Origin of the sequence: Pedobacter sp. UC225_65, from assembly GCF_042698365.1 — a bacterium.
Taxonomy (GTDB): domain Bacteria; phylum Bacteroidota; class Bacteroidia; order Sphingobacteriales; family Sphingobacteriaceae; genus Pedobacter.
Genome location: NZ_CP170550.1, coordinates 908,683 through 924,902, shown reverse-complemented (window position 1 = coordinate 924,902; position 16,220 = coordinate 908,683). Strand labels below are relative to the sequence as shown.

The 16,220-nt window shown below is 39.3% G+C and carries 16 protein-coding genes, 1 tRNA gene and 2 pseudogenes; 12 read left to right on the top strand and 7 right to left on the bottom strand.

The genetic code is table 11. From position 1 onward, the window contains the following. Positions 1-12 precede the first annotated feature (12 nt). From kdpA to ACFJIZ_RS04830, 3 genes and pseudogenes are all read right to left on the bottom strand, one after another. On the bottom strand, positions 13-1,731 hold the full coding sequence (kdpA, locus tag ACFJIZ_RS04840) for a potassium-transporting ATPase subunit KdpA (protein ID WP_379091191.1): 1,719 nt from the start codon (positions 1,729-1,731) through the stop codon (positions 13-15). A gap of 74 nt (positions 1,732-1,805) precedes the next feature. Next, a complete protein-coding gene (locus ACFJIZ_RS04835; protein ID WP_152969700.1) occupies positions 1,806-1,883 on the bottom strand; it encodes a potassium-transporting ATPase subunit F in 78 nt (25 codons plus the stop codon). A 310-nt stretch (positions 1,884-2,193) separates the two neighbouring features. Beyond that, a pseudogene (locus ACFJIZ_RS04830) lies at positions 2,194-3,532 on the bottom strand (sigma-54-dependent transcriptional regulator). Between the two features lie 550 nt (positions 3,533-4,082). On the opposite strand from ACFJIZ_RS04830, the gene ACFJIZ_RS04825 reads away from it, so the two are divergent. The 10 genes and pseudogenes from ACFJIZ_RS04825 to ACFJIZ_RS04780 all read left to right on the top strand — a co-directional run bounded on the left by ACFJIZ_RS04825 (position 4,083) and on the right by ACFJIZ_RS04780 (position 12,696). Next, positions 4,083-4,763, top strand: coding sequence for a response regulator transcription factor (locus ACFJIZ_RS04825; RefSeq protein WP_379091189.1), 681 nt, complete (start codon positions 4,083-4,085; stop codon positions 4,761-4,763). Further along, positions 4,764-5,540: a hypothetical protein gene (locus ACFJIZ_RS04820; protein WP_379091187.1), complete on the top strand. Its 777-nt coding sequence runs from the start codon at positions 4,764-4,766 to the stop codon at positions 5,538-5,540. After that, positions 5,515-6,114, top strand: coding sequence for a sensor histidine kinase (locus tag ACFJIZ_RS04815; protein ID WP_379091185.1), 600 nt, complete (start codon positions 5,515-5,517; stop codon positions 6,112-6,114). Before ACFJIZ_RS04820 ends, ACFJIZ_RS04815 begins: the two co-directional genes overlap by 26 nt. Positions 6,115-6,170: 56 nt before the next feature. Then, entirely contained in the window at positions 6,171-7,439 is a 1,269-nt protein-coding gene (locus ACFJIZ_RS04810) for a TolC family protein (protein WP_379091183.1), read from the top strand. A gap of 5 nt (positions 7,440-7,444) precedes the next feature. Further along, positions 7,445-7,726, top strand: coding sequence for a hypothetical protein (locus tag ACFJIZ_RS04805; RefSeq protein WP_379091181.1), 282 nt, complete (start codon positions 7,445-7,447; stop codon positions 7,724-7,726). Positions 7,727-7,749: 23 nt separating this feature from the next. Next, positions 7,750-8,121, top strand: a complete 372-nt coding sequence (locus ACFJIZ_RS04800) for a hypothetical protein (protein ID WP_379091179.1) — start codon at positions 7,750-7,752, stop codon at positions 8,119-8,121. Continuing rightward, the gene (locus ACFJIZ_RS04795) at positions 8,072-8,539 is read left to right on the top strand and encodes an efflux RND transporter periplasmic adaptor subunit (RefSeq protein WP_379091177.1); all 468 of its coding nucleotides are present in this window, start codon (positions 8,072-8,074) and stop codon (positions 8,537-8,539) included. Before ACFJIZ_RS04800 ends, ACFJIZ_RS04795 begins: the two co-directional genes overlap by 50 nt. 31 nt (positions 8,540-8,570) lie before the next feature. Then, a pseudogene (locus tag ACFJIZ_RS04790) lies at positions 8,571-11,688 on the top strand (efflux RND transporter permease subunit). A 140-nt stretch (positions 11,689-11,828) separates the two neighbouring features. Further along, positions 11,829-12,416 carry a sigma-70 family RNA polymerase sigma factor gene (locus tag ACFJIZ_RS04785; protein WP_379091175.1) on the top strand — a complete coding sequence of 196 codons (588 nt, stop codon included), beginning with the start codon at positions 11,829-11,831 and terminating at the stop codon, positions 12,414-12,416. A gap of 10 nt (positions 12,417-12,426) precedes the next feature. Then, complete coding sequence (locus ACFJIZ_RS04780) at positions 12,427-12,696, top strand: hypothetical protein (RefSeq protein WP_379091173.1); 270 nt, start codon at positions 12,427-12,429, stop codon at positions 12,694-12,696. Positions 12,697-12,771: 75 nt separating this feature from the next. Here the strand turns inward: ACFJIZ_RS04780 and ACFJIZ_RS04775 are convergent, their stop codons facing one another. From ACFJIZ_RS04775 to ACFJIZ_RS04765, 3 genes are all read right to left on the bottom strand, one after another. Beyond that, complete coding sequence (locus ACFJIZ_RS04775; RefSeq protein WP_379091171.1) at positions 12,772-13,347, bottom strand: uracil-DNA glycosylase family protein; 576 nt, start codon at positions 13,345-13,347, stop codon at positions 12,772-12,774. 245 nt (positions 13,348-13,592) lie between these two features. Further along, entirely contained in the window at positions 13,593-14,198 is a 606-nt protein-coding gene (locus ACFJIZ_RS04770; protein ID WP_379091169.1) for a hypothetical protein, read from the bottom strand. A gap of 20 nt (positions 14,199-14,218) precedes the next feature. Then, complete coding sequence (locus tag ACFJIZ_RS04765; RefSeq protein ID WP_379091167.1) at positions 14,219-14,467, bottom strand: hypothetical protein; 249 nt, start codon at positions 14,465-14,467, stop codon at positions 14,219-14,221. Between the two features lie 208 nt (positions 14,468-14,675). Here ACFJIZ_RS04765 and ACFJIZ_RS04760 point away from each other — a divergent pair, with 208 nt between their 5' ends. Then, positions 14,676-15,239 carry a dihydrofolate reductase family protein gene (locus ACFJIZ_RS04760; RefSeq protein ID WP_379091165.1) on the top strand — a complete coding sequence of 188 codons (564 nt, stop codon included), beginning with the start codon at positions 14,676-14,678 and terminating at the stop codon, positions 15,237-15,239. Positions 15,240-15,409: 170 nt separating this feature from the next. On the opposite strand, the gene ACFJIZ_RS04755 is transcribed toward ACFJIZ_RS04760, so the two are convergent. Then, on the bottom strand, positions 15,410-16,045 hold the full coding sequence (locus ACFJIZ_RS04755; RefSeq protein WP_379091163.1) for an HAD family hydrolase: 636 nt from the start codon (positions 16,043-16,045) through the stop codon (positions 15,410-15,412). Between the two features lie 67 nt (positions 16,046-16,112). Here ACFJIZ_RS04755 and ACFJIZ_RS04750 point away from each other — a divergent pair. Further along, positions 16,113-16,186: transfer RNA gene (locus ACFJIZ_RS04750), tRNA-Ile, on the top strand. The last annotated feature ends 34 nt before the right edge of the window (positions 16,187-16,220 follow it).

Below are 16,220 nucleotides of genomic sequence, written 5' to 3'. Positions count from 1 at the left end.
TTAATTGTTGACCTATTTAAGCATCGTAAAATATTCTGCCAATGGGCCTAATGTTAGTGCTGGGAAATAAGAAAGTGCATTGAGTACGATAATGATGGCAAAAGTCATCAAGCTGAAAGTCAACGTATCTATTTTTAAGGTACCAGCAGATTCGGGGATGAATTTCTTTCTGCCCAACAGCCCAGCAATGGCCACGGGACCAATAATGGGTAAGAAACGACCAAGAAATATGACAATCCCGGTGGATAGGTTCCAAAATGTGTTGTTATCACCTAATCCTTCAAAACCAGAACCATTGTTGGCATTTGATGATGTCATTTCGTACAACATCTCCGAAAAACCATGAAAACCTGGGTTGTTCAACCAATTTTTTGGCTGCACTGTCCATGCGGCATCGCCATAATTGGTAAAGAGGTGTGCCGATAAAGCTGTACCTGCCAAAATCAAAAATGGACTAAGCAAAGTAATGATTGCCGCAATCTTGATTTCTCGAGCTTCGACTTTATGTCCCAAAAATTCGGGGGTTCGTCCTACCATCAAACCAGATATGAAAACTGCAATGATGAGGTAGATGAAATAATTCAATATGCCCACACCACAACCTCCATAAAAGCCATTGATCATCATGGCCAACAATTGCCATAAACCCGTTAAAGGCATGGTACTATCGTGCATTCCATTTACAGAACCTGTAGAAATAACCGTGGTTAAAGTACTCCAATAGGCCGTAGCTGCTGGACCAATCCGTACTTCTTTCCCCTCCATAGCCCCAGTATTTTGGGTGATACCCATTTTTGCGATTTCTGGATTTCCACCAAGTTCTGAGCTTAAGGTCGGAATCATCAACAATAACATCCCAATGGTCATTACGCCAAAAATCATCCATCCTAATCTTCTACGACGGATAAAATAACCGAAACAGATCACCATCGCAATTGGAATAATGGTCTGTGCCATCATTTCTACCATGTTGGTTACATAATTTGGATTTTCGAATGGATGGGCCGAGTTGGCACCAAAATAACCACCTCCATTTGTACCTAAGTGTTTGATGGCAATAAACTGTGCCGCCGGACCGCGAGATACATTAACCGTATCGCCCTGCATCGAAATAAACTGGTCTTTTGATTCGTAACTTGAAGGTGTACCATTAAATGTTAAGATCAAGGCGATGACAATAGCGATTGGCAACAACAAACGGGTAATCGATTTTACAAAATACTCCCAAAAGTTACCTAGCGTTTCGCTCGTTTTATCTCTAAAGGCTTTGAATAATACTACTGCAGCAGCAATACCTGTTGCGGCACTTACAAATTGTAAGAACATCAATACATATTGTTGGGTAAGATAGCTTACACCACTTTCGCCAGAGTAATGTTGCAGGTTGCAATTGGCAACAAAGCTGATGATGGTATTAAAGGCAAGGTCTGGAGTCATGCCAGGATTACCATCTGGATTTAATGGTAGTTTATCCTGATAGATCAATACAACAAAACCATAAACCAACCATACAGAATTGATCAATAACAACACCTTTAAATGTTGTTTCCAGTTCATCTGTTCTTTAGGGTTGATCCCAGAAAGTTTATAGATTCCTTTCTCTAGTGGGTTTAAAAAGTCTGTCCATACTTTTTCCCCGCCAAAAACCTTGGCCAGATATTTACCTAGCGGAATGGCGATGACAAGTGTGAGCAGGATAGTGGCGATAATGCCGAGAAATTCTGTGTTCATTTTCTTTTTCTAAATGGTAAATAATCGAGATGCAAATGGAATAAGGTCTTTATACCCAACCCCTCAATCTCTAATTAAAATTTTTCTGGTTTGATGAGTACGTAAACCATGTAAAGGAATACAGCTACTGCGATGATAAATAGTGTTAGCATAAGTCTAGATGTTTTCGAACCAGTCAATGGATTTATACATTATCCAACAAAAGACAAGTAGGGTGAGCAATAAGATAATCGTGATCATGTTCTTTAATTTTCAACGCCTATACCAATAGCTATACCAGCCAGAATAAAAAACACATAATAAACTAGCAAACAGCAACTTATGCTATTTTACAAAATTGAAGACATAAAAAAACCCTTCCAAAATGGAAGGGTTTTTATCGAAATGAAAATGTTGTTTAAAGCGAAATATATTTCATTCTTTTTTGTACTACTGCTGAAACCTTTTATAAAAAGTATTCATCTAGTCTTCCTGAAGATGGTATTCTTCAATTTTTCGGTACAAGGTAGTTAACCCGATATTCAATAAACGAGCGGTTTCGGTCTTGTTGCCCTTGGTGTGCAGCAAAACTTTTTGGATGTGTTGTTTTTCTATGGTCTGCAGATCAAGTGCATCGCTTTGTGGCGAATCGATAAAGAACTCGTTCGGCAGTTGGGCAGTATTCAAGGTATTGCCATCGGCCAAGATCACCAACCTTTCCATTACGTTTTTCAGTTCCCTTACATTTCCCTTCCAGTTGTGTTTGGTAAGGGCAGTGAGCAGTTTTTCGTCCATTTTCAGTTTTGGTCGATTTACCTTTTTGGCAAATTCACTGAGGTAAAAATCAGCCAACAAGGTAATATCGGCTTTGCGCTCTCGCAAGGCAGGTAAGGGAATAATAAATACAGATAAACGATAATAAAGATCTAACCTAAAATGTCCGGCATCTGCCTGCTCTTTTAGGTTACGGTTGGTGGCAGCAATGATTCGTACATTGACCTGACTGGTAACGGTTGCCCCGATTTTAATAAACGATTGATTTTCTAATACCCTTAGTAATTTAGCCTGTAGATCTAGGTTCATTTCTCCTATCTCATCTAAAAACAAGGTACCGCCGTTAGCTTCTTCCAACAATCCTTTTTTATCTTTGTTGGCACCAGTAAAAGCTCCGGCCTTATATCCAAACAATTCGCTTTCTAATAACTCAGGACTAAATCCACTGCAATTTAAAGCTACAAAAGGTTTTAAGCTCCGTGGGCTTTCGTAATGGATGGCCTGTGCAAATACCTCTTTTCCGGTACCGGTTTCGCCCAATAACAATACAGTGGTATCGGTAACCGCCACTTTCTCTGCCAAGGTGATGGCCTCTTTGATCGCTTTTGAATTTCCCAAGATATTCTTGAAACTGTATCTGCCCACAATCTTGCTTTCAAGCTCATACACCCTTAATTGCAGTTCGGCCTTGGCAATGGCCTTGTACACCAATGGAATCGATCTTGTCGTTGTCGTCGCCTTTGGTCAAGTAGTCAAAAGCACCATTTTTAATGGCCAATACTCCATCGGCTATTGTTCCGTATGCCGTAAGGTTGATGATTTCGATATAAGGTTTAATGGCCTTGAGCTGTTTAACCAACTCTACTCCATTTGCATCTGGTAATTTCACATCGCTAATCACTACAACCACATCATGCCCACTGACCATCTTTAGTCCTTCTTTGGCATTTTGTGCTTGCAAAACAATAAAACCTTCTAGTTCTATGATCCTGGCCAATAAACTGCGGATCTTACTTTCATCGTCAATGATGAGTATGGTTGAGTTCATGAGTTGAAATTATGTGACAATATTAGGTATAAAGATTTCAAAATCCTCGTCGCATTTAAAATTCAAAGGATAATTTAAGGTTTTGAAGCTATTGCTGTATATCGATAAAATCATTTCTTTAAAAAGAGCTCGGAATAAGAAAAGAGTTTTAGAAGTGCAACCATTGGCTGACCTTAAAACCAATATTCTCTGCTGCTATTTAATGGTTCAATCGCTTCGCGGACAAACTTTTATTCAGAGAGGTTTATGTTTTCATCGGTATTCATGCTTTCGCAAGCTCAGGTTTCCTATAGATGAAAAAAGTATGCAAAACCGTAGCGATAGCGAAGCTCATTTATACCTTTAAAATTATAAGAACTTATAAATAAAAATCCACGGCTGCGCCCTGTTCTGTTAAAGGAAGTGCTTAGGCCTACTACTACATTCCGAACAGGCCAAGGCCGATTTGAATGGAACGTTGAGGGGTCCTTAGGCTTGAGATAGTTTCAAAAAAAGCGTCCTAAGCCAAATTCACGTTATTTAATTAAACGTAGATCGCTACATTTGCTTTATGCTTAGAATTGGAATAGCTGAAGATGACATCAAAATTGCTGCGCTTTTAAAGTCTGCCTTAGAAGAAAATGGCTATACTGCTGTTGCGATTGCCTCTGGTGAAGCCGCTTTGCAGGTATTTGAACAAGAAAAATTCGATCTATTGATCTTAGACGTGATGATGCCGGGTATCAATGGTCATCAGCTTTGCCAAAAGATCAGGGTAAGCAATCCAAACATCCCGATATTGATATTAACTGCCCTAGGTACAGTTGATGATAAAGTAACAGGATTGGAAGCCGGAGCAGACGATTATCTGGTTAAACCCTTTCATTTAAAAGAGTTATTGGCTAGGATAAGTGCATTGTTAAGAAGGCATCAACCACAAAATACTAAAGAAAACCTTCACCTACTCTGTTATGAAGACCTTTGCATGGATACCTACAGCAAAGAGGTAAAAAGGGCGAATGTACCCATCAACCTCAGTGCGAAAGAATATGTGCTTTTAGAACTCTTTTTGCGCAACCCCAACCGTCTACTTTCCCGTCAGTTTATTGCAGAACAGGCATGGGATATCAATTTTGATACAGGTACGAATGTAATTGATGTATACGTTAACTTTTTGAGAAAAAAGATTGAAAAAGGCTTTGAACGCAAGTTGATCCATACCAAGATCAACATGGGCTATATCTTAAAATAGATGAAGATAAAGGATAGGTTGGCATTGAATTTTACATTGATCAGCACAGGTATGCTACTGTTTGTGTTGTGCAGTGTGTATGTAATCTTCCTTAAGTTTTTAGAGGCCGATTTCTATGCCCGACTTACCGACCGTACCATGGTAACTGCCAAATTGTACTTGGAAGCGGATGAGATATCAAGAGATGCACTGAACAAAGTGAGGAGCCAATATCTTGTTAAGCTGAGTGATGAGGTGATCCGGATCTACGATTCAAAAAACAAGGCAACCTTTATCGGGGATCGGGCCCAGTATTGGACAGCAGAGGTAATTGATAAAGTGCGCAAAGAACGCAAAATCCAGTTTAAAGATGGCGAACATCAGGTGGTAGGTATCTTTTACAAAGACAACCAAGGCGATTTTGTGATCCTGGCTTCAGCTACCGACCAAAGCTCCCATTACCGTTTGAAAAAACTGTTCAAGATCATGTTGGCAACCTTTGTCATCATTTCTATCCTCATCTTATTTTCAGGTAGATGGCTTGCCAAAAAAATTCTTCAACCTTTACACTTCTTTATGGAAGAGGTTAAAAAAGTAGGTTCTTCCAACATGGAGTTTAGGGTAAAGGAAACGGATACGAAAGACGAGAATCAATCAATTGGCGAAGAATTTCAACCAGTTGATGGAAGAATTGGAACAAGCTTTTATCCTACAAAAAACATTTGTTTCCAATGCCTCTCACGAGCTGAGGACCCCCATTACCCGAGTGATGATGACCGCAGAATTGGCTTTATCTAAAGAACGTCAAGTTACTGATTATCAGAAAGTATTGAAATCCATGCTCGAGGATATTTCAAGGATGGACCACATCATTACTGGCTTGCTTACACTGGCTAAAGTAGATCTGGAATTGGCCAGTTCGCATCTTTCGCCCATCCGTTTAGATGAGGTACTGATCGACCTTAAAGAAGAATGGAAAAAACAGAACGACCTTACCATTCAATTGACTTTTGGAGCACTGAGTGATGAACCTATCTTATTGGCAAATGCCGTATTGCTCCATATTGCGTTGAACAACATCATTTCGAATGCATTCAAATTCTCAAATAACCAAGCCATTGAATGTATACTGCAAGCCACGCCCCAACAGCTCACATTACAAATCAAAGACCATGGTATTGGCATCGCAGCTGATGACCTAGTGGAAATGTTTAAACCCTATTACAGTCGCTCTGCACAAAGTGGACATCATGGAGAAGGAATGGGCCTATATATGGCATCCAAGATCATTTCACTATTTAAAGGTAATATCGAAGTCGAGTCGACAATTGGACAAGGAAGTAGCTTTATCTTGTCGTTCCCTAAACTTTAATCCCATTTTAATTTCGCTTTAATTCGGCTTTAATTTGCTGGCAATAGCTTTGCCGAATGAAGACAATCCGTTTATTGTTCGCTTTCATGCTATTGTTCCATGTAGCCGCAATTGCCCAGACCGATAGCCTGAAATTAGACCTTAGCCAAGCAGAGCGCTTATTTTTAACCCGAAACTATCAACTGTTGGCGGCAAACTACCAGATTGGGCAGGCACAGGCAGAGATGATCACCGCCAAACTGTTCGACAATCCAGAACTGAGTTACGAAAACCTTTTTTACAATCACGAAACCAAGAAGTTTTTCGAAACTTCTTTTGCTACAGGACAATACAGTGCACAAATTTCTCAGTTGATCAAACTGGCAGGCAAGCGCAAAAAAAACATAGTCTTGGCACAAACAGGTGTAAAAGTTGCGGCACAAGAATATGCGGAACTGTTGAGGAACCTCCGTTTTCAATTAAGGAACACATTTTACAGAGCTTATTACAATGGCCAATCTATAAAGGTGTATGATCAAGAAATCACTTCTAGCCAACAATTGCTAAACGTTTACCAACAACAACTAAAAATGGGCAATGTTGCCTCAAAAGATGTGATCAGGATCCAGTCTTTATTGATCAACCTTAAAACAGAACTCAACAGTTTGTTAAATGAGTTGGAAGACAATTACAAGGACATTAAATTGATGTGTGGCATTGAGGCTAATGTTCCGCTACATCTAGTGCTTAACCCAGCTAAGGGCTCAGGAAACGAAGTACAAAAAACTCCATATACCACCCTGCTCGATTCTGCCAAAACCAATAGGTCCGATTATCAATTGGCCAAAACCAGCTTACAATATAATGAAGCCAATTTAAAACTGCAAAAGGCAATGGCCGTACCAGATGTAGAACTCTCGCTCAGTTATGACCTGAAAGGAAATTATCCAGAAAAATATACCGGTATCGGTATTAGGGTTCCTATTCCCTTGTTCAACCGCAATCAGGGCGAAATCAAAAAAGCTAAAATTGGCATTGAAGCAGCCAACACAACGATCCAGATGCAAGAGGCTTTATTGGCCAACGAGGTATATAACAGTTACCAAACCGCCCTCAGGTCCGAACAGCAATACAAAAGCATTGACCCACAATTCAGTACCAATTTTGACCAATTGATGGTAGGTATAAATAAAAATTTCAAAGACCGGAACATCAGTCTGATCGAGTTTTTAGATTTCTATCAATCTTATAAAGAAAGCACACTACAGCTTAACCAATTGAGGTTTGAAAGGCTGAGCAATAGAGAAGAAATTAATTACGTAACAGGTTCAAACATTTTCAAATAAGCAGCATGCAGTTCAAGCAAAAAAAAATCAGTATCTACTTTATTCTATTGGCCCTATTGATCATGGAGAGTTGCAGTGAACACAAAACTCCAGTGGTGGCACAAAAATTCGAAATCACAGATTCTCTGCTCAACCGCCTGCTGATTGATACGGTACAACAAGCCAACAGTAAAACCGACCTTAGTTTTTCGGCCAAGATCACAGAAGACCAAGAGCGTAAAGCCGAGATCTTCCCGATGGTAAGTGGTACTTTAAGACAAATCGGCATTAAGGTTGGGATCAAGTAAGTAAAGGACAAACTTTGGCTACGATGAGCAGTTCGGAAATGGCGGGCTTTGACAAAGAAGAAATTACTGCTAGCGCCGAAATGAAAAATGCAGAACGCAATCTGAAACAGGCCCAAGCCTTGTTTGAAAATGGCCTTTCTTCTGCAAAAGAACTGGAAGAGGCCAAAAACGATTACGAGATCAAAAAAGCTGAACTGAAAAGAGCAAGTAGTGTGTTAAAGCTAAATGGAGGCAACAAAACTGGCGCATATGCTATCAAATCGCCCATTAATGGATTTGTGATCGAAAAAAATGCGAATAGCAATATGCAGATCCGTAGCGATTTTGAGAAAAGCCTTTTTACCGTTGCAGAGTCTTTCTACGGTTTGGGCCATGATCAATGTTTACGAGTCTGATATCGCTAAACTGAAAGAAGGTGATCAAGTGAGCATCTCTGTACTGGCCTACCCCGAAAAGATATTTACAGGAAAAATCGATAAGTTATATAGCTTAATTGACCAAGACAGTAAGGTAATGAAAGCAAGGGTAAGCATCAGTAATCCAGGTTATACCTTAAAGCCGGGCATGTTGGCTACCGTAAAAGTGGCGGCAAGTACAGGCATCAATCTACCTGTTGTAAATGCAAGGGCCATTATTTTCGACGACAATAAAAACTATGTGCTGGTGGTGAATCTAAACAGAAAGGTCCGTATCCAAGAGATTGAGCTTGGACGCAAAACAGCAGATAAGGCCTACATCAGCAAGGGGCTAAGTGCCGGCGATCAAGTCATTTCTTCAAAACAGGTATTCTTATTCGAAAGCCTGAAAAAATAACTTATTCTTTTATCCCTCCTAATTTACCGTAATGAACAAATTCATTAAGAGTGTTATCGGTTTTGCGCTAAAGAACAAATATTTTGTTTTTTTCACCACTTTTATCCTTGTGCTTTCGGGCTATCTCAGCTTTAAGCACACCACCATAGATGCCTTTCCTGATGTAACCAATACCAACATCACCATTATTACCCAATGGCCTGGGCGTAGTGCCGAAGAGGTCGAAAAATTTGTAAGCAGACCGCTAGAAATTGCAATGAATCCAACAGAGAAAAGAACAAGCATCCGTTCTTCTTCCTTATTTGGTCTTTCTATTGTGAAGGTAACTTTCGAAGATGATGTAGATTATGCAGCCGCTAGGGTCCAAGTCAACAACCATTTGGCAGAAGCCGACCTACCAGAAGGTGTTCAGCCCGAGGTACAGCCACCTTACGGACCAACCGGAGAGATTTTCAGGTATACCCTAACCAGTCAATCAAAAATCGGTTAGAGAATTAAAAACCCTGCAAGATTGGGTAATCCAAAGGGAATTGTTAGCCGTTTCTGGCATTGCTGATGTAGTAAGCTTTGGTGGAGAAGTTAAAACCTATCAGATTACCGTTAATCCAGAAAAAGCGATCCAATATGGCGTAAGTGCAACCGAATTGTTTGAGGCCGTTTCTAAAAGCAATATCAATGTGGGTGGCGATGTGATCGTTCAAAGTGGACAGGCTTACGTGGTAAGGGGAATTGGTGTACTGAACAACATTGATGAGATCAGGAATATTGTCGTAGACAACGTAAATGGAACACCAATCTATGTAAAGACCATTGCCGATGTTTCAGAATCTACCCGCCCACGCTTGGGTCAGGTTGGAAGAGACTTAGATCCAGATGTAGTTGAAGGGATTGTGGTGATGCGCAAAGGTGGAAATCCAAGCGAAGTGATTGCCAAACTGAAAGAAAAGATCAACGTCATCAACAATAACCTCTTACCAGGAGATGTAAAGATCAAAGCATTTTACGACCGCGAAGATCTGGTCAATTATTCTGTCCATACTGTAATGAGCAACATGTTGGAGGGAATCTTGTTCGTTACGCTTATTGTTTTCCTTTTCATGGCCGATTGGCGTACCACCCTGATCGTATCCATTATTATTCCACTAGCCCTCTTGTTTGCTTTCATCTGTTTAAAACTGAAGGGCATGCCAGCCAATCTCTTGTCTATGGGGGCCATAGATTTTGGATCATTATAGATGGGGCCGTGGTGATGGTAGAGGGCATATTCGTAGCGCTAGACCATCATGCCAAAAAAGCAGGAATGCCACGTTTCAACAAGATGAGCAAGTTGGGTCTGATCAAAAAAGCTTGTTTAGAAAATGGTAAAGGCATTTTATTTGCCAAACTAATCATCATTACCGGTCTGCTCCCTATTTTTACTTTTGAGAAAGTTGAGGGAAAAATGTTCTCGCCCTTGGCATGGACCTTAAGTTTTGCCTTGTTGGGTGCTTTGATCTTAACTTTTACGTTAGTGCCCGCTATGGCCAGCGTATTGTTAAAGAAGGATGTAAAAGAAAAGCACAACATCTTTCTAGAATGGATCACGAAAAAGACATTGAAGATCTACGATGCCTGTTTTAGAAAGAAAAAGCTCGTTTTCGGTACGGCCATTGTAATTTTGGTATTGGGTGCCTTTAGCTTTAAATTTTTGGGCACCGAGTTTTTGCCAACTTTAGACGAAGGCTCGATCTATGTAAGGGCCACTGGTCCATTGAGCATCTCGCTAGATGAGACCAAGAAATTGGCTAACGACATGAGGAAGATCTTTTTGAGTTTTGAAGAGGTAAAACAGGTAATGTCGCAAACCGGACGACCAAACGACGGTACAGACGCTACGGGCTTTTACAATATAGAATTCCATGTAGATATCTATCCAAAAAAAGAATGGAAAAGAAAACAGACCAAAGAAGAACTGATTGAAAGGATGCAGGAAAAACTAAAGAGTTTTCCGGGCATCAGCCTTAACTTTTCGCAACCCATTTCAGATAATGTGGAGGAAGCCGTATCTGGCGTAAAAGGCTCTATTGTGGTGAAAATGTTTGGAGAAGATTTTGAATACATCGAGAAACAAGAAGAAAAAATCGAAAATATCCTAAAAACAGTTGAGGGTATTGAAGATCTGGGCATTTTAAGAAACCTGGGCCAACCAGAACTACAGATCAACTTAGACCAAAAGAAAATGGCTCTGTATGGTGTAAGCACGGCTGATGCCAATGCCGTAATTGAAATGGCCATTGGTGGCAAGGCCGCTACGCAGATCTATGAGGGCGAAAGAAAATTTGATCTGGTCATCCGTTATCCCGAAGATTTCAGGAACGACGAAAGTTCCATTAGCAAGTTGCGTATCCCTACCCTTTCGGGCTCAAACGTACAACTGGGAGAAATCTCTACCATCAGAAAAATCACCGGCCCTAGTATGATCTATCGCGATAAACATAAACGTTATGGTGCCATCAAGTTTTCGATCAGAGGTAGAGATATGGGCAGTGTAATTGCCGAAGCCCAACAAAAAGTAAATGCCGCGATCAAATTGCCAAAAGCTTATCAATTGGAATGGGCTGGAGATTTCGAAAACCAACAAAGGGCCATTGCCCGTTTGGCTCAGGCCGTGCCTATCAGTCTGTTGTTGATTTTCTTTATCCTCTTTGTACTTTTTGGCAACATCAGAGATGCTTTATTGGTATTGAACAATGTACCTTTTGCCATGATCGGAGGTATTCTGGCCTTATTGGCGACGGGTGTAAACTTCAACATTTCGGCAGGCATTGGTTTTATTGCACTTTTTGGTATATGTGTGCAAAATGGGGTGGATCCTGATCACCAAATTCAAGGCTAACATCGCCGATCTGAAACACCACCAGAGCTGGACCTTTACAGATGCCATGCGAGATGGGATCGCAACACGGTTTAGGCCCGTACTCATGACGGCCATGATGGCTGCCATTGGCCTGATGCCAGCTGCTTTATCAACCGGTATTGGTTCTGAGGCTTCAAAACCATTGGCCATTGTAGTGATCGGGGGGTTCATCACCAACACCCTGTTCAATCTCTTTGTCTACCCTATTGTATTCTACTGGTCTTATCAGAAGAAGGTAAAGCAACTAGGTTGAGTATAGTCGACGGTTTTTAACCTATAAGTAAGTTAAGGATTTATATTTTGCACCAAAAATTTTTAATCAAACCTTTGTAAGGTTCTGGATTTTTAATCGACTAAATATTATTACCTTATATTTAAGTATGTCATCAGTTTATGCAAGACCCTAAGCCAGCAATAACCGAACTCGCTAATCCTCGACAATGGATTATCAATTATGCCGATTATTTGTACCATTATGCCATTACCAGAACAAACGACGAAGAACAGGCAAAAGACTTGGTACAAGAAACTTTTTTGGCAGGGTTGGAAAAAATCAATGCTTTTGAAGGAAAAAGTTCAGAAAAAACCTGGTTAACGGCTATCTTAAAACATAAGATGATCGACCTCTATCGCAAAAAATCAAATGGATTGAATACGAAGACTGAAGCCACAAATCAGGAAAATTTTCAGCAAGATTTTTTCAATAGTGAAGATGGCCATTGGAAAGAAGAACATCGACCAAAAGAATTTATCGCACTGCAAGAAGAACCTATGCAACAGCAGGAATTTAACAAGGTATTACAGCATTGTATGAAAAAACTACCAGAGCTCTGGTACGCGGTTTTTTCGATGAAACATATGGATGAGGAGTCAACAGAGGTGATTTGTACCACTTTAAAAGTAACACCCTCTAATTTTTGGGTCATGATCCACCGTACAAAACTCAGTTTGAGAGCCTGCCTACAAAAACATTGGATTTAAACCTTAACGTATGAACCCTATCACAAAAATCGCCTACAACTGCCAGAAAGCTACTTTCTTGATTGAGAAAAAACAACTTAGTCCTTTAACCTCCAGAGAAAAGATGGAACTTAAAATTCATTTGGCTGGTTGTGCGGTATGCAGGTTATTTCAGCAACAGAGTATTTTTATCAATAAGATGTTCAGTAAAACAGCAGATCATTATGCAAATACCAAACTCGATGAGGGTTTTAAATCAAGGCTACAACAAAAGATCAATCAGCAACTCAATGAAGACTAGCTGATCTTACTCCCTAGTAAAAGCGAACTTTGTTGTATGATCTTGATTTGTCAGCTACATGTAGAGTGAATACGATCAGTTCAGAATAGATTTAATCTTTATTTTGAGTTCTGGTAATACATCCGACCCAAACCATTGATTTTTAGCTTGCCAAATATTGTTTCTTGGAGAAGGATGAGGTAATGGGAAGTATCTTGGCAAATATTTCTTGTATTGATGGACAGTCTCTGTCAACGTATGTGCCGCTTTGTTACCTAAATAATAATTTTGAGCATACTGTCCTACAAGTAGAATAAGTTGTAAGTTTGGGATTGATGCCAATAATTTTTTATGCCATAATGGTGCACATTCAGGTCTTGGAGGTAAATCTCCTGTTTTTCCTGTTCCAGGAAAACAAAACCCCATAGGCATTAAAGCAATTAAGTCGGCATTATAAAATGTAGATTTATCTATGGCTAACCAATTACGTAGATTATCACCACTTTTGTCATTCCATGGAATACCTGTGGCATGCACAATTCGACCTGGTGCCTGACCAATGATCATAATTTTGCAAGTTGAGCTCGCAGCAATAATTGGTCTTACCCCAAATTCAAGGTATTGTTCACAAGTTTTGCAGCCTCTAATTTCTTCTAGAAGTTTTTTGATCACAATTGTTTATCTGTTTGATCCACATATGTTTCCTTACACTTATAATTACTTAGTAACCACTTGGCTTAATTTTTCGATAAAGGAAAGGCAATACCATTGATCCAATTCCAGTTCCAAATAAAAGCCCCCTAAACAGATCAGGCAACTGTGCAAACTGCGAAACTGCCAAAGTTCCAGAAATTAAAAAAAGCCCTATTGGGTCAATACAAATCATTTTCCAAATTTCTGTTTCATATTTTTAATAGTTACTCCAACATCTTGTTTTTTGTCAACTCGATACTTTTAATGGCGCCAACCGGAGCAATTTTAACTGCGGGGTTGCCCTTGGCCACATAGAAATAATAAGCACTATTTGATTCTATCAAATAAATATCTTCTGATTCTCCACTATTGTAATTGAGTTTGTAATTGTATTTCAATTTGTTGCCCTTGATCCTTTTGGCAATGATTTGCCCACCACCAATACCAAAACCTAAAAAGAAAGACAACAACATGATCGAAAGTATGGATATCGCTGCGTTTAAAAAAAGTCTTTTTAATACGCCTTCAGATTGTTCTCCTTTCATCTTGTCCAATTCAAATCTTTTGATGATCCATTTTTTATGTTTGTATCGATACAAGATACTTGGCAAACAAAAATGAAAGACAAACAATAAAAATACAAAGGTAAGTATAATCGGGCTCGAAGTTAAGGTAGCGATGGGACTCATCAAAATATCCATAATTGATGAATATTTTAAAATGTTGATCCCAATCTGATGAAAGAATACACTTTCTTTCAAAATTCCCAATACTACCAAGAAAAGATAACCCAAAGGAAGTAAATTTTGCGCTTTTTCTATAGATTTCATGTATGGCTGAATTTTACGAACTATTTGGGTTGACGGGACTTGATTTCGGTATTAAGTTGACTGAGGTAGATTACTCCAGGTAAAAGTGTCATTAAACATCCAGGAACTACAGCAAGCAATGTGAAATTTTTATTCTTAAAAATAAGATAAAGTAAAATTGAACATGAAACCACCATTACTATGCCTAAGCCAATGGTTACCCCAGTCATTTTCTTTTTCTTTTCGTACAGTTCTGCTAAAGTTAAATCTGATAATTTGTTCTTCTCCATAAAATGATACTATGTTTAGCCTATTCGGTTAAAAATTCGGCAAACTTGTTGATAACTGCTAATTATCCTCTAAATATAGCAATTGCCTTGGTTTGGTTATGCTTTATCACATGATTTTAGACTTAAATACCCTTTTTTTGTCCGAGATGACCCTAACTTTAATGAAAAAAGTAATTTAATTTTGAACTATATCAAGATAAATAACAAAATGAGAAACCTGATTTTTTTTATGCATACCTCGCTCGATGGTTTTGTAGCGGGGTCCAATGGAGAATTGAACTGGGTAAAGGTAGACGATGAGATCTTTGATTTTGTTGCCACCATGACGGCTAAAGCTGATACTGCCCTTTATGGACGAGTAACCTATGAAATGATGCAGAGTTATTGGCCTACTGCAGGCGATCATCCAGATGCTTCAAAGCATGATAGGGAGCATTCAATTTGGTACAAAAACGTACCAAAGGTTGTGCTATCCAGAACAATGAGCAAAGAAGGACTTGACAATACCACAGTCATCAGTGAAAGACTTGCAGTACACATCAATCAAATAAAAGAACAGGATGGCAAAGATATCTTAATCTTTGGAAGTCCATCAGCATCCCATTCACTGCTTGGCGAAGGTCTAGTTGACGAGTTTTGGCTATTTGTGAATCCAATCCTACTTGGAGAAGGAATCCCCTTATTCAAAGGTATAACTGAACAGGTTAGATTGAAATTGATAGAATCGAAAACATTTACTTGCGGGGTAATCGCACTTCATTACGGAAAATAACGAAATTTAAATATAAAAACACAGCAACAGATTGAGGTGTAATTGCTAGCCACTCCAAAATAAAGCTAATATTACTAGAAGATGCTAGTAAGATATAAAGCCGAAGTTAATAGTGCAAAACCAAAATAGCTATAAGTTTTCTTTTCGGCTATTTATTTGATGGTTATCTCTTATAGTATTTCGTGCTGTTTTAAAAAATCTGCTAGTTTTTCTGGGTGTACATCCATTAATAAAGTATGCAGACCAGCTTTTTTTGCCCCCTCAATGTGTTGTGGACTATCATCAATAAACAGTGTTTCTGCAGGGTTAAGCCCGTTTTCTTTGATCACCTGCTCAAAGATATTGGTATTTGGCTTGCGCAGGCGCATCTGCTGCGAAAAATAGGCCTTTTCAAAGTGTTGATCGTAATTGGTCAGTCCGAATTCTTTTTGCAAGTAACCAATGATCCAATCGTAATGGATTTCGTTGTTGTTGCTCAATAAAAAGGTACGGTATTTATCTTTAACGGCCAAAAGCACATCATGGTTTTGGGCAGAAACACCAATCAACAAACTGTTCCAAGCCTCATCAATTGCCGCATCCGTTAAGTCTTGATTATGCGCTGCAGCTCTAATTCCTGCCCTAAATTGAGCCGGACTAATACCCCCTACTTCAAAATCGTCAAATAATGGATTGTGTTTTTTATGTCCAAAAAAGTGCTCGGCATCTGTGATACCTAATTGTAAAAGAGCCGCTTGGGTACGTTTAAAATTGATTTCAAAGATCACGTTACCGTAGTCGAAAATAATATTTTTTATCTTTTCCATAAAAACCGTTTCCAAAATTCGTTGCAAATATGTAACATTGCACTCGCAAAACCTAATCGGTTTTTCGGGGCCTATAGCTCAGTTGGTTAGAGTAGAAGACTCATAATCTTTTGGTCCCTGGTTCGAGCCCAGGTGGGCCCACTGCTTAAAAGCCGCTTTTCTAAAAAGAGAAGCG